This window comes from Pseudomonas brassicae, assembly GCF_010671725.1.
In the GTDB taxonomy this organism is placed as follows: Bacteria; Pseudomonadota; Gammaproteobacteria; order Pseudomonadales; family Pseudomonadaceae; genus Aquipseudomonas; species Aquipseudomonas brassicae.
In genome coordinates this window covers 1-13,299 of record NZ_JAAHBU010000325.1, presented here as the reverse complement: position 1 = coordinate 13,299, position 13,299 = coordinate 1, and the positions used below count along the sequence as shown (strand labels likewise).

Genomic DNA, 13,299 nt, shown 5'->3' with positions numbered 1-13,299 from the left:
AAAACGCCTGGCAGCTGACCACAACCCTCTGGAGTGCCTTGAAAAACTTGCCAACGCCTATCGGCGTGCACCGCATGTCGAACGCACCCTGGCTTGGCTGAAGCCGCTTCTCGAACGTCCAGCGGACAACATTGCCGAGTTCAACCAGCGACTGCTGTTGGCCTGTTGCGAGCTGACGGGCATCAACACGCCGATGATCAAAGCCAGCGAACTGATTCCCCACGCCGCCAGCAAAGGGCAGCAACGCATCATCGAACTGGTCGAGGCTGTCGGCGGAACTCACTATCTGAACCCGGTGGGAGGTCAGGACCTCTACAATGCTGCCGACTTCGAGCATGCCGGTATAAGGCTGGAGTTTTTGCAGCCGGCCTTGCCGCCCTACGCTCAGAGTGGCAGCGCGCAGGCGTTTGTTCCGGGGTTGTCGATTATCGACGCTTTGATGCATAACGAGCCTGATGTCGTCGGCCAATTGACCCGGCTGGGGCACATCGGTCCCGCCGAAAGCGGCCCATCGGCACGCTAATCTGCCAAGCGCTGCAGCCTGGCTGCGCCCGTTTTCAAACCACCGTAGTAGTAATCGTTGAAACCGGCAGCATGCATAAGGTCAAAGACTTTCTGCATGTCGTACTCCACTCGATGCAAGGTGAACGTGCCGCTTTCATAGATTGCAAATGCAGCCCGCGGATCGCCATCACGAGGTTGCCCTACCGAACCGGGATTGCAATAGACCTTGTCACCGAAATGCTGCACGGTCTGATGATGAGTATGCCCCGTGACAAACGCACGCCCCTGCAGTTGCTCGAAGTACTGCGCCGAAGGCTTGAGGTATTCATCCAGCGGGTCGCCCCAGCCGCCATGCACCATACGCACATCACCGATCTCTCGCTGCAGCGGGAAGGTTCTCAACCACTCCAGGTGCTCGGGTTCGATAATTGTGCGCAGATAGGCGAGGCAATCATTCACGCTATGTGAACGGGGGCAGAAACCGTTACCGGCCATGTACCAATCGTGATTGCCCATGACGCAGGGAATCTGGCGCTCACGCAACTCGGCACAGCATTCGTTAACTTGCGCGTAATAACCCACCACATCGCCAGCGCAGTAGACACGGGTGACCCCTAGGCGATCAATCTCGGCCAGTACCTCTGAAAGCGCCTCGTAATTCCCGTGGATGTCAGAGATAAACGCCGTCTTCATAGAAAATCTGCTCTTCGGTGTAGCGTACGGCACGACCTCGGCGAATCGCCGGCTGCACCGGATCGCGTTGATCCAGAAAATAATCCAGCGACATTGCGCACTCGTTGTAACCGAATGCTGTGCGGATGGAGGTTGAGGAGGAAACCCTGGGGTTGATTTCCAGCAGTTTTGGCCCTTGTGGCAGCATGCGAAACTGAAAATTGGTAGGCCCCAACGGGCGTAGCACACGACAGAGCGCATCAACCTCTGACAGGAAAGGTGCAGAGTCACTGACCTCCCCCTTCTCGGTAAATCCGGCAGAGGAAAGATACCGTCGTAGCGTCATACAGGCGAAGTACCCACCAGCCCCGTCCCCAAACGCCGAAAGGGTGAACTCTTCGTCGTCAGTACCGACAATCGGCTGTGCCATAAGCACGCTACCTAGCTGTTCGCGATACTGATCAAACACCGCTTCTGAGGTGACTCGCACTATGCCTTTCGAGCCGAAACCCCGACGCGGCTTGAGCAGGAAAGGCAGGCCAAAACGAGCCACCAGATCAGCGTAATCTTGCTCGAGCGAACTCTCGATCGCACAGCAAACCCTAGCCGCGACCAGATGCTGATAGAAGTGCCATTTGTCCTCGCACAGTTTCACCAGCTCCGGGGTATTGAGCAGCGGCTGGGCGCCCGTCGCGCGGATCGGTACAACATGCTCGAGCCAATGAAACATGTCGACTTCTATACCGGGAATCAGCAGGTCGATCCGGTGGCGATGCAGCGTATCCAATAGCCACTCAAGGTACTCGGGCGCGCCGGTAGGCGGCGCTAACTCGAACGCATCGCAAAATGCGGGGGCGACTGAATCGTCGTAGATGGATGTACCCACGAGAAAACACGCCTGACCCGCTTGACGCAACGAACGCAGCGCACCATAACCCACTACGCCGCTAGCCCCGGATACCAGAATTCGTTTCACGATCCTATCAACCTGTTTTCAATCACCCGTGCAAGACCCTCCTCTATCCCGGTCACTGGATAGACGCCAGTCTTGCGGTACAACGTATCGTCATAAGGGAAAACGTTGTCAGCCATGTCCTTGAATGCATCATTGAAACGAACATTGCTCGCGGAGCCAGCAGCCTTGATTGCAGCGTTGGCGACCGCCACAAGGCTGGAGTCTTGCGCACTGGTGCACGAATATGTGCCCTCCACACGCTGGCGTATGACCGCTGCGACAAGCTGGCAAAAATCTTCGGCGTACAGATAGTTTCTACGCGCGTCGCGACTACCGTAAATGATCACATCCTCACCGCGTAGTGCTTGATCCACGGCGTTGTAAAGAAATACCTGATGCTTTCTGAAGCTGTCATGACCGTAGAGCTGTGAGGGTCGCAGTACGGTACACGGCAGGTTGGCCCGGGCACAGTGAAGCTGCACCACTTCGTCTGCATGTCGCTTGGAGAGCGCATAGATTCCATAAAACTCGGAATCGGGCTGCAGCAATGCGCTGATGCTGGAGATGTTGACGAAGTGGCCGACGCCTGCCAGGTGTGCGGCATGACAGAGTTTGAGTGTGCCCAGCGCGTTGACCTGCTCAGCCTCCACAATCGAATCAATATCACCCACACCGAAATGTGCTGCTGTATTGATTACCACATCAATGCCTTGAGGCAGTTGCAGCTGTTCGACAGGCCACGTCAAGTCCAAGCTCATATCGCAACCACTGCGACCAGCGGTCACCACGTCCGCAAATGGCTGGAGCACAGCGAGCAGACTTTGCCCCAGAGAAGACTGCCCTCCGACAATGAGTATCTTCATCGCGCAAAGACCTCCGCCGGCAGGCCGCAACTGAGCTCAGGATAATTGCCCTCCATGGCCCAGCCTACGTCGATCACTGAGCGCTCCAGTTGGCGGGACGTCATCTGGTATGTAGTGAAAATTTCAGTGGTATGCCCATGCCCCAAGCCGAATTCCAATAACGAGCGCGCTCCAGTAGCGTGCTTCAGAACGCGTTGCGAGTACCAGGTCAACAGTATTTCGTTGTCGAAGTCATACAAATTGCCACCCTCGTAGGCAGCCACATGTTTGTTCAGCGTGTTGCTCATTATCTCAACCTCAATCGGGGACTGGCCCTGTGGGCTTCTTTCGGCCTGTCTGGCTGTATCGGCACCGCCCACACGTATCTGAAGCCGTCAGGAACAACACTATTACAAAAATCGTATCTCAACGCGCCAGGGGTGATGCAGCCCAATCAAAGCATATGATACGTGCCCGTCTACACTGTACCCGGCAACGTCAGGCCATTGGCCGGCAGCGGCAGTGCGGTCTTGTAGCGCACCTGCTTGAGGGCAAAGCTGGAGCGGATGTTGGCGACCCCCGGCAGGCGCGTGAGGTAGTCGAGAAAGCGCTCCAGCGCCTGAATGCTCGGCAGCAACACACGCAACAGGTAATCCGGGTCGCCGGTCATCAGGTAGCACTCCATGACCTCCGGGCGCTCGGCGATTTCTTCCTCGAAACGGTGCAGCGACTGCTCCACCTGCTTTTCCAGGCTGACGTGGATGAACACATTGACGTCCAGCCCCAGTACCTCGGGGGCCAGCAAGGTTACCTGCTGGCGAATCACCCCCAGCTCTTCAAGCGCCTTGACCCGGTTGAAACACGGCGTGGGCGAAAGATTGACCGAGCGGGCCAGTTCGGCGTTGGTGATGCGGGCATTTTCCTGAAGGCTGTTGAGAATGCCGATGTCAGTACGATCCAGTTTGCGCATGAGACAAATTAACCTGCTTCTTGTTCTTTTGAAGAATGTTTATCTGCAAGCTGCGCCAAAGGCAACGAAGTTGAGAAAAATATTCTTCTGCTGGCGGAATATGATGTAGGCAAGACTGACTCCCTGGTCACAAGCCGGGTTCAGTAGCGACCGCTTCAAAGCTCAACAAAAACACAAGACAGAGCGAGCGTAATAAAGCATGAACGAGTACGCCCCCCTGCGTCTGCATGTGCCCGAGCCTACAGGCCGGCCAGGCTGCCAGACCGACTTTTCCTACCTGCGCCTGAACGACGCCGGTCAGGTCCGTAAACCCGCCATTGATGCCGAACCCGCCGACACTGCCGACCTGGCCTACGGGCTGGTCCGCGTGCTCGACGAGCAAGGCCGTGCACTGGGCCCGTGGGCCGAAGACATCGGCCCCGAGGTGCTGCGCCAAGGCATGCGCGCGATGCTCAAGACCCGGCTGTTCGACAGCCGCATGGTCGTGGCACAGCGCCAGAAGAAGATGTCCTTCTATATGCAGAGCCTGGGCGAGGAAGCCATTGGCAGCGGCCAGGCACTGGCCTTGAACCGCAGCGACATGTGCTTCCCCACCTACCGCCAGCAAAGCATCCTGATGGCCCGCAACGTGTCACTGGTGGAGATGATCTGCCAATTGCTGTCCAACGAGCGCGACCCGCTCAAGGGCCGCCAGTTGCCGATCATGTACTCGGTGCGCGAGGCCGGCTTCTTCACCATCAGCGGTAACCTGGCGACCCAGTTCGTGCAGGCTGTCGGCTGGGCGATGGCCTCGGCCATCAAGGGCGATACCAAGATCGCCTCGGCCTGGATCGGCGATGGCGCTACCGCCGAATCGGACTTCCATACCGCACTCACCTTCGCCCACGTCTACCAGGCACCGGTGATCCTCAACGTCGTGAACAACCAATGGGCGATCTCGACCTTCCAGGCCATTGCCGGCGGTGAAGCCACCACGTTCGCCGGGCGGGGTGTGGGGTGCGGGATCGCCTCGCTGCGGGTCGACGGCAACGACTTCATCGCGGTCTACGCCGCCTCGCGCTGGGCAGCCGAGCGCGCACGTCGCGGCCTGGGCCCTACCCTGATCGAATGGGTGACCTACCGCGCCGGCCCGCACTCTACCTCGGACGACCCGTCCAAGTATCGCCCTGCCGACGACTGGAGCCACTTCCCGCTGGGTGACCCGATCGCCCGCCTCAAGCAGCACCTGATCGCCATAGGGCACTGGAGCGAAGAAGAGCACCAGGCGGTGACCGCCGAACTCGAAGCCGAGATCATCGGCGCGCAGAAGGAAGCCGAGCAGTACGGCACCCTGGCCGGTGGGCAGATGCCGAGCCCGGCGAGCATGTTCGAGGACGTGTACAAGGAAATGCCCGACCACCTGCGGCGTCAGCGCCAGGAACTGGGGATCTGACATGAACGATCACAACAACACTATCCAGTTGGAAACCGCCATGGCGACTACCACCATGACCATGATCCAGGCCCTGCGCTCGGCCATGGACATCATGCTCGAGCGCGATGACAACGTGGTCGTGTATGGCCAGGACGTCGGCTACTTCGGCGGCGTGTTCCGCTGCACCGAAGGCTTGCAGAACAAGTACGGCAAGTCGCGGGTGTTCGACGCGCCGATCTCCGAAAGTGGCATCGTCGGTACCGCCGTGGGCATGGGCGCCTATGGCCTGCGGCCGGTGGTGGAAATCCAGTTCGCCGACTACTTCTACCCGGCCTCCGACCAGATCGTGTCGGAAATGGCCCGCCTGCGCTATCGCTCGGCGGGCGAGTTCATCTCCCCGCTCACCCTGCGCATGCCCTGCGGCGGCGGCATCTACGGCGGCCAGACCCACAGCCAGAGCCCGGAGGCAATGTTCACCCAGGTCTGCGGCCTACGCACCGTGATGCCGTCCAACCCTTACGACGCCAAAGGCCTGTTGATCGCCTCGATCGAGAATGACGACCCGGTGATTTTCCTGGAGCCCAAGCGCCTGTACAACGGCCCGTTCGATGGCCACCACGACCGCCCGGTGACGCCGTGGTCCAAGCACCCGGCCAGTGCCGTACCGGATGGCTATTACACGGTGCCGCTGGACAAGGCCGCGATCACCCGCCCCGGCAATGCAGTGACGGTACTGACCTACGGCACCACCGTGTACGTGTCGCAGGTGGCTGCCGAGGAAACCGGCATCGATGCCGAAGTCATCGACCTGCGCAGCCTGTGGCCGTTGGACCTGGAGACCATCGTCGCCTCGGTGAAGAAGACCGGTCGCTGCGTGGTCGTGCACGAGGCCACGCGTACCTGCGGCTTTGGCGCCGAACTGGTGGCGCTGGTGCAGGAGCATTGCTTCCATCACCTCGAAGCCCCGATCGAACGTGTCACCGGCTGGGATACACCCTACCCGCACGCGCAGGAATGGGCGTATTTCCCCGGCCCCTCACGCGTGGGCGCCGCATTGAAACGGGTCATGGAGGTCTGAATGGGCACGCACGTCATCAAGATGCCGGACATTGGCGAAGGCATCGCCCAAGTTGAACTGGTGGAGTGGTTCGTCAAGGTCGGCGACACCGTCACCGAAGATCAGGTGGTCGCCGATGTCATGACCGACAAGGCCACCGTGGAAATCCCCTCGCCGGTGAGCGGCAAGGTGCTGGCGCTGGGCGGTCAGCCTGGCGAAGTCATGGCGGTCGGCAGCGAGCTGATTCGCATCGAAGTCGAAGGCGCCGGCAACTACCAGGAGGGTAGCGGCAAGCCTGCCCAGGCAGCTGAAGCGCCAGCAGCGGCCAGCAAGCCTGAGGCGCCTCAGGTTCAACCGGTGGTCGCGGCAGGGGCACCAGCGCCTGCCTGTACTGCGCAACGTCAGGCCGCACTCGTGCCGCGTGCGGCCAACGAGCGCCCCCTGGCATCGCCGGCCGTGCGCAAGCGCGCGCTGGACGCCGGCATCGAGCTGCGTTACGTGCATGGCAGCGGCCGGCCGGGCGTATCCTGCATGAAGACCTCGATGTCTTCCTGGCGCAGCCGAGCACCAGTAGCAGCGCAGCACCGGGCGGCTATGGCAAACGTACCGATGCCGAGCAGATCCCGGTGATCGGCCTGCGGCGCAAGATCGCCCAGCGCATGCAGGACGCCAAGCGCCGCGTGGCGCACTTCAGTTATGTCGAGGAAATCGACGTCACCGCGCTCGAAGAGCTGCGCGTGCACTTGAACAGGAAACACGGTGAACGCCGCGGCAAACTCACCCTGCTGCCCTTCCTGGTGCGAGCGATGGTGATCGCCGCACGCGAGTTCCCGCAGATCAATGCCACCTACGACGACGAAGCCCAGTTGATCACCCGCCATGGCGCAGTGCATGTGGGCATTGCCACCCAAGGGGACAACGGGCTGATGGTGCCGGTGCTGCGCCATGCCGAAGCCGGCAACCTGTGGGGCAACGCCAGTGAAATTGCCCGCGTGGCCAACGCGGCGCGCAACAACAAAGCCAGTCGCGAGGAGCTGTCGGGCTCGACCATCACCCTGACCAGCCTGGGCGCACTGGGCGGTATCGTCAGCACCCCGGTGGTCAATACCCCGGAAGTGGCCATCGTCGGCGTCAACCGCATCGTCGAGCGGCCCATGGTGGTCAACGGCCAGATCGCGGTACGCAAGATGATGAACCTCTCCAGCTCGTTCGATCACCGGGTGGTCGACGGCATGGATGCCGCGCTCTTCATCCAGGCCATCCGTGGCCTGCTGGAACAACCCGCCAGCCTGTTTGTGGAGTGACCATGCAGACCCTCAAGACTACCCTGCTGATCATTGGCGGCGGCCCAGGCGGTTATGTGGCAGCCATTCGTGCCGGGCAACTGGGCATTCCCACCGTGCTGGTCGAAGGCCAGGCACTGGGCGGCACGTGCCTGAACGTCGGCTGCATCCCGTCCAAGGCGCTGATCCATGTGGCCGAGCAGTTCCATCAGACCCACCAGCACAGCCAGCACGCGCAACTGGGCATCACGGTCCAGGCGCCGAGCCTGGACATCGCCCAGAGTGTTGCCTGGAAGGACGGCATCGTCGATCGCCTCACCAGCGGTGTGGCCGCCCTGCTCAAGAAGCACGGGGTCACGGTCATCCATGGCTGGGCGCACGTCGTTGATGGCAAGACGGTCGACGTCGATGGGCAGCGCATTCAGTGCGAGCACCTGTTGCTGGCCACCGGCTCCAGTAGTGTCGAATTGCCCATGCTGCCGTTGGGCGATGCAATCATTTCATCCACCGAGGCGCTGGCCCCCAAACGTCTGCCACGGCGCCTGACGGTGGTAGGCGCTGGCTATATCGGCCTTGAGCTGGGCATTGCCTACCGCAAGCTCGGCGTCGAGGTGAGCGTGGTCGAGGCGCGTGAGCGCATCTTGCCGAGCTACGACAGCGAACTCACCCAGCCCGTGGCCGAGTCACTTAAAAAGCTCGGCATACCGCTCTATCTCCAGCACAGCGTCGAAGGTTTCGACGCCGCCACACATCGCCTGCAGGTACGCGACGCCAACGGTGAGCAACTGAAGCTGGACACCGACCAGGTGCTGGTGGCCGTCGGGCGTCGGCCACGCACCCAGGGCTTCAACCTGGAAGCACTGCGCTCAAGATGAACGGTGCGGCAATTGCCATCGATGCACGGTGCCAGACCAGTATGCGCAACGTATGGGCCATTGGTGACCTGAGTGGCGAGCCGATGCTGGCACACCGCGCCATGGCCCAGGGCGAGATGGTCGCCGAGTTGATCGCTGGCCACTCCCGCGAGTTCAACCCCGTGGCGATCGCCGCCGTGTGCTTTACCGATCCGGAGCTCGTGGTGGTCGGCAAGACGCCTGACACGGCGCAGCAGGAAGGGCTGGACTGCATCGTCGCGCAGTTCCCCTTTGCCGCCAATGGCCGGGCCATGACGCTGGAATCACGCAGTGGTTTCGTACGCGTGGTGGCACGTCGCGACAACCACCTGATTCTTGGCTGGCAGGCTGTGGGGGTCGGTGTATCGGAGCTTTCGAGCGCGTTTGCGCAATCGCTGGAGATGGGCGCACGGCTTGAGGATGTGGCGGGCACCATCCATGCCCACCCGACCTTGGGTGAAGCCGTGCAGGAGGCGGCATTGCGCGCTTTGGGCCATGCGTTGCACCTCTGAGGTACGTCCCAGAGATGACGCGCCAGACGTCACACTTACCGATCACGCCGCAGGAAGAGCCGTCATCACGCCGGCTTCTTCCCGCACCCAGTCGATAAATGCCTGCACCTCGGGACGCTGCAAGGATTCTGCTCGAGTGACGGCGTAGTAGGCAAAGCGCGACGGCCAAGGCTTGTCCAAGGCGACGACCAGCTTGCCCGACTCGATGTCTTCCTGTGCATGCTTGTCCTGAACCAGAGCGATACCCTGCCCCGTTGCTGCCGCGCGCAACAGCAGCAGGTCTTCGTCGAAGCTTGGCCCACGTTGCGCCGCGCTGTCGACCTCCACCCCATGCGCCTGCAGCCAGAGCATCCAGTCGGCACGATCGGCATCCTGCAGCAGAGGGTATTGCAGACAGTCGAGCGGACTGCTGATCGCTGGCCCTTTGGCCAGCAAGGCAGGGCTCGCCACAGGAAGCAGGACCGGCGCCATCAGCAGGATCGACTCCAAACCGGGGTAACTGCCAAGACCATGGCGCAAGGCCACGTCTATTCGCTCGCGCTTGAAGTCCACCAGTTTTGACGATGCCTCGACACGCACCTCGATACCGGGATGACGAGTGCTGAAACGCCCGATTCTCGGCACCAGCCAGGTGGACGCAAGCGACGGGACGGTACTGATCGTAAGGGTTTTCTCGACAGACAGCGCCTGCAAGGTTGCCAGGGATTTTTCGATCTGATCGAAACCACGCAGCAAACCCGGGTGTGCACGCGCGCCCGCTTCGGTGAGATAGACACCATGCCGGCTGCGGACAAACAGCGTGACCCCCAGTCGGTCTTCAAGCAGCCGGATCTGCTGGCTTATCGCGCCAGGCGTGACCCCCAGGCTCTCGGCCGCAGCCTTCAGGCTGCCAAGTCGCCCGGTCTCGGCGAAGGCACGTAGTGCAAGCAACGGTAGTACAGCCCCCATTTGCCAATCCTTGATTTAGAAAATCTAATGCCTTGGAAGAGAATTCATCGTTTTTAAAAGCCTTTTTACCTGACTAGGATAGCAACACACGCTTCGCCCAGAAAATAGTACTGCTAAGGTTTAAACAATGACGAAAGCCCGCGACCTGACGCTTTACACCGACAGCTCACCCAATGGCTTCAAAATCACGATTGCCCTGGAAGAGCTCGAGCTGCCTTACACCCTGAAGCATGTACATATCGAGCACGGTGAACACCGACGACCAGATTTTCTGAAACTGAATCCCCATGGCCGTATTCCGGTACTGGTGGACGCCGCGAGCGGCATCACACTCTTCGAGTCTGCCGCTATCTTGCTGTACCTCGCGCAAAAAACCGGGCGCCTGCTTCCCACTGAGCCATCAGCACACTGGTCAGCGATCACCTGGCTGATGTTTCATAGTTCAAGCATGGGGCCACTGCTGGGCCAACGCGTGCACTTCGAAATGTTCGACAGCACATCCAACCCCGCCGCTATCGCGCGTTATCGGCAATTGACTGAAGCTGCCTTCGCGACACTTGACCATCACCTGGCACATCACCACTGGCTTGCCGGTATCGAGTACTCGATTGCCGATATCGCAACCTTCGGCTGGATGCATATTGCACGCATCGTCCAATTCGACTTCCTCAGCTACCGACACCTGAGCGCCTGGCATGAACGCATGGCACGGCGCCCAGCGGTACAACGTGGCATTGCTGTACCCACCCCGGCGACCGGCCCCTGACCCCATGAACCAAGGAACGGGTATGAACGAAACCGTGATACATGCAATTCCCCCCTCAACTGCAGGTGCGGATGCATCGGCTTTTGCCGAGCATCCGGGCTACCGGCGGATGTTCGCGCACGACCAACTGACACTGGGTATTTTTTTGCCACTGCGGTTTTACCAAGGTGACATGGCGGTATTGAACGGCCAGGCAGACCTTGTGAGTGAAGTCGATCGGCTGGGTTTCGCCGCCGCCTGGGTACGCGACGTGCCACTGTACGATCCGTTTTTTGGCGACGCAGGGCAGTTGTTCGATCCTTTCACCTACCTTGCGTACCTGGCGGCCCGCACAAAACAGATCGCACTGGTGACCGGTAGTGCAATTTTCTCGCTACGTCATCCCATTGACCTTGCCAAGGCCGCGACAACCATCGACCAGCTGTCTGGTGGCCGCCTGGTCATGGGTATCGCCTCGGGTGATCGCCCGTTGGAGTTTCCGGCTTATGGGCTTGAGCACAGCGCGCGGGGCGAACGCTTTGCCCACGCGACCGACTACTTTCGGCAATTGCTGCAGGCCGAACCACGTGCAATTCATTCACCACTGGGCAGCCTGAGCGGGGGGGCAATTACTGCCCAAGCCGGTCACGGGTCGTATTCCGCTGATCGTGACCGGTTCGTCCCGTCAATCAATGCAGTGGCTTGGCGAACATGCCGACGGCTGGCTGACCTATCCGGACTCCACGCAAAACAGTCTTGGCCCGCGGCGTCTGGCAGAAAAAGTACGCGCCTGGCGCTCGAATATTCCTGGAGGCGGTTTTCGGCCTCACATGACCAACGAATGGATCGACCTGGCAGAAGATCCGAATTTCCCCCGCACTCCGCTACGCGGCGGCTATGTACTCAAGACCGGGCGCAAAGGCCTGATCGACTTGCTGACTGAATGGCGAGATGCCGGTGTGAACCATGCTGCACTGGGCATTCAAATGGCTGAACGTTCGCCGTACGAGATTATCCAGGAACTGGCAGAGGACGTCCTGCCGCTGTTCCCATCACACTCTGGCCCAACTGCGCGCCCGCAAAACTGGTAGGCATTGACCGCCTGGCGCATCCGGGCGGTCTTTTTACTTGGTACCCGGAGACACTTGCATGCTCACTGCCCGTCGCCGCTTGTTCAGGGGCTATCTCGATAGCCAACTGGGCAGGATCAACTTACTGTTCAACACTCAAGGCGAGCTCATCAGGCTCGACCTCGGCCTTCCTGAGCACTTCGATCCCTGGCCCCAGTACCGCGAGGCTACGGCGGACCAGCAGGTCGCCACCGCCGCCTGCACCCAATTAGGCGAATACTTCGAGGGCACTCGGCGTGAATTCGATTTGCCGATCGCGCCGCTGGGCAGCGCATTTCTCAAGCAAGCCTGGGCCCTGCTCAGAAGCATCCCCTATGGTACTACCAGCACTTACGGTGCACTGGCCAAGGCCATGAGCAAACCCTCCTCAGCCCGCGCGATCGGCATGGCCAACGCAGTGAACCCCGTCTCGATCATCGTGCCCTGCCATCGGGTGATCGCTGCGACAGGGCATCTCACCGGCTACAGTGGTGGCCTGGATAAAAAACGCAGCCTGCTGATGCTTGAGGCCAAATACACGCGCGCGGATCTCGCCTGCGGCGCACGCTGGATGAATGCCCCGTCAACCTGACGCCTGCCCATTGCCGCTTTCGGCAACCAACCGCCGCTACAAGGCAATCCTACGTTGCTGTCCCGGCCCGAGATCTCCATAGCCGGCGGGGATAGAGGTGCTGGCACACCTTTTGCGAGTGCCCTCTCAGGCTAAAATACTGCTCAAGGAGAACCATAAGGTGAGCATCATCAATGACTATGGCTGGCAAATCACAGCCAGCGCCCAGCAGCGCCCCACTGCGCCGACTATCGATACTTCTGCCCCCTACGCCGCCCTACCAATCGAAACCGCCAAAGCGCAGCCCCAGCAAGGTGGCGATGCCTCCCAACAGCGCTCACAGGACCAGCAGAATGAAGCTTTCGCCAAGTTGATGCTGAGCCTCCAGAACCCTGAGCGATCCGCTATCGGCGCGCAGATAGAGACGCAGGGCAACGCGCGCCAGGAGTTTCTCGACTACATGGCGCTTTCACCGGAACAGAAAATTCGCGAGAAGATGCTCCGTGAAATGGGGCTTAGTCTTGAAGAATACGAAGCTCTGCCACCCGAAAAGAAAGAACTGATCGATAAACAGATTGCACAGCAAATGAAAGAAGAAATGGAGATCAAGAGCATGGCCAAGTTTCAGCCAATGCAACAGACGGCGCTCGCGCACCAGGCCCTTGAAGGCTCGCAATCATTGCTCACTGACAGGGAAAGTAACAAGGAAAGGAAAGACCCTTTGGGCTGAGTATCTCGTCAGGAACAACCACCCCATGCGGGTGTTTTTTTCGCGGGTTGACAAGCACAGCTGGCCAAGGGGCTAAAAGACAAAACCCCTACCT

General features: G+C 60.2%; 12 protein-coding genes and 3 pseudogenes. 9 read left to right on the top strand and 6 right to left on the bottom strand.

Translation table 11 applies throughout. The annotated features are described in order from the left end of the window. The coding region (locus tag G3436_RS20465; RefSeq protein WP_163948734.1) for a WbqC family protein at positions 1-523 on the top strand (523 nt) is incomplete at its 5' end. Here G3436_RS20465 and G3436_RS20460 read toward each other — a convergent pair. From G3436_RS20460 to bkdR, 5 genes are all read right to left on the bottom strand, one after another. Continuing rightward, positions 520-1,197, bottom strand: coding sequence for a metallophosphoesterase family protein (locus G3436_RS20460; RefSeq protein ID WP_163948731.1), 678 nt, complete (start codon positions 1,195-1,197; stop codon positions 520-522). The genes G3436_RS20465 and G3436_RS20460 overlap by 4 nt on opposite strands. Next, a complete protein-coding gene (locus G3436_RS28635; protein ID WP_163948728.1) occupies positions 1,175-2,152 on the bottom strand; it encodes an ATP-grasp domain-containing protein in 978 nt (325 codons plus the stop codon). Before G3436_RS28635 ends, G3436_RS20460 begins: the two co-directional genes overlap by 23 nt. Further along, positions 2,149-2,994 carry an NAD-dependent epimerase/dehydratase family protein gene (locus G3436_RS20450; protein WP_163948725.1) on the bottom strand — a complete coding sequence of 282 codons (846 nt, stop codon included), beginning with the start codon at positions 2,992-2,994 and terminating at the stop codon, positions 2,149-2,151. Before G3436_RS20450 ends, G3436_RS28635 begins: the two co-directional genes overlap by 4 nt. Continuing rightward, the gene (locus tag G3436_RS20445) at positions 2,991-3,281 is read right to left on the bottom strand and encodes a hypothetical protein (RefSeq protein WP_163948722.1); all 291 of its coding nucleotides are present in this window, start codon (positions 3,279-3,281) and stop codon (positions 2,991-2,993) included. Before G3436_RS20445 ends, G3436_RS20450 begins: the two co-directional genes overlap by 4 nt. Before the next feature lie 170 nt (positions 3,282-3,451). Beyond that, positions 3,452-3,943 (bottom strand): Bkd operon transcriptional regulator BkdR, encoded by a 492-nt coding sequence (gene bkdR / locus G3436_RS20440; RefSeq protein ID WP_163948719.1) that lies wholly within the window; start codon positions 3,941-3,943, stop codon positions 3,452-3,454. Positions 3,944-4,142: 199 nt separating this feature from the next. Here bkdR and G3436_RS20435 point away from each other — a divergent pair, with 199 nt between their 5' ends. The 4 genes and pseudogenes from G3436_RS20435 to lpdA all read left to right on the top strand — a co-directional run bounded on the left by G3436_RS20435 (position 4,143) and on the right by lpdA (position 9,102). Next, positions 4,143-5,375, top strand: a complete 1,233-nt coding sequence (locus G3436_RS20435) for a 3-methyl-2-oxobutanoate dehydrogenase (2-methylpropanoyl-transferring) subunit alpha (protein ID WP_163948716.1) — start codon at positions 4,143-4,145, stop codon at positions 5,373-5,375. A gap of 1 nt (position 5,376) precedes the next feature. Next, complete coding sequence (locus tag G3436_RS20430; RefSeq protein WP_163948713.1) at positions 5,377-6,435, top strand: alpha-ketoacid dehydrogenase subunit beta; 1,059 nt, start codon at positions 5,377-5,379, stop codon at positions 6,433-6,435. After that, positions 6,436-7,718, top strand: a pseudogene (locus tag G3436_RS20425) (dihydrolipoamide acetyltransferase family protein). A gap of 2 nt (positions 7,719-7,720) precedes the next feature. After that, positions 7,721-9,102: pseudogene (gene lpdA / locus G3436_RS20420) on the top strand (dihydrolipoyl dehydrogenase). Positions 9,103-9,144: 42 nt separating this feature from the next. Here lpdA and G3436_RS20415 read toward each other — a convergent pair. Next, entirely contained in the window at positions 9,145-10,050 is a 906-nt protein-coding gene (locus G3436_RS20415; protein ID WP_163948710.1) for a LysR substrate-binding domain-containing protein, read from the bottom strand. A 127-nt stretch (positions 10,051-10,177) separates the two neighbouring features. Between G3436_RS20415 and G3436_RS20410 the strand changes: the two genes are divergently transcribed. From G3436_RS20410 to G3436_RS20395, 4 genes and pseudogenes are all read left to right on the top strand, one after another. Beyond that, the gene (locus G3436_RS20410; protein ID WP_163948708.1) at positions 10,178-10,816 is read left to right on the top strand and encodes a glutathione S-transferase family protein; all 639 of its coding nucleotides are present in this window, start codon (positions 10,178-10,180) and stop codon (positions 10,814-10,816) included. Positions 10,817-10,838: 22 nt separating this feature from the next. After that, positions 10,839-11,886, top strand: a pseudogene (locus G3436_RS20405) (LLM class oxidoreductase). A 58-nt stretch (positions 11,887-11,944) separates the two neighbouring features. After that, positions 11,945-12,496, top strand: coding sequence for a methylated-DNA--[protein]-cysteine S-methyltransferase (locus tag G3436_RS20400; protein WP_163948705.1), 552 nt, complete (start codon positions 11,945-11,947; stop codon positions 12,494-12,496). A gap of 160 nt (positions 12,497-12,656) precedes the next feature. Beyond that, entirely contained in the window at positions 12,657-13,205 is a 549-nt protein-coding gene (locus tag G3436_RS20395) for a hypothetical protein (protein WP_163948703.1), read from the top strand. Positions 13,206-13,299: the final 94 nt, after the last annotated feature.

Excerpts from the sequence above, each read along its gene's own strand:
- G3436_RS20460 (WP_163948731.1), bottom strand. The coding sequence starts at position 1,197 with ATGAAGACGGCGTTTATCTCTGACATCCACGGGAATTACGAGGCGCTT.
- G3436_RS20450 (WP_163948725.1), bottom strand. The coding sequence starts at position 2,994 with ATGAAGATACTCATTGTCGGAGGGCAGTCTTCTCTGGGGCAAAGTCTG.
- G3436_RS20445 (WP_163948722.1), bottom strand. The coding sequence starts at position 3,281 with ATGAGCAACACGCTGAACAAACATGTGGCTGCCTACGAGGGTGGCAAT.
- bkdR (WP_163948719.1), bottom strand. The coding sequence starts at position 3,943 with ATGCGCAAACTGGATCGTACTGACATCGGCATTCTCAACAGCCTTCAG.
- G3436_RS20435 (WP_163948716.1), top strand. The coding sequence starts at position 4,143 with ATGAACGAGTACGCCCCCCTGCGTCTGCATGTGCCCGAGCCTACAGGC.
- G3436_RS20430 (WP_163948713.1), top strand. The coding sequence starts at position 5,377 with ATGAACGATCACAACAACACTATCCAGTTGGAAACCGCCATGGCGACT.
- G3436_RS20415 (WP_163948710.1), bottom strand. The coding sequence starts at position 10,050 with ATGGGGGCTGTACTACCGTTGCTTGCACTACGTGCCTTCGCCGAGACC.
- G3436_RS20410 (WP_163948708.1), top strand. The coding sequence starts at position 10,178 with ATGACGAAAGCCCGCGACCTGACGCTTTACACCGACAGCTCACCCAAT.
- G3436_RS20400 (WP_163948705.1), top strand. The coding sequence starts at position 11,945 with ATGCTCACTGCCCGTCGCCGCTTGTTCAGGGGCTATCTCGATAGCCAA.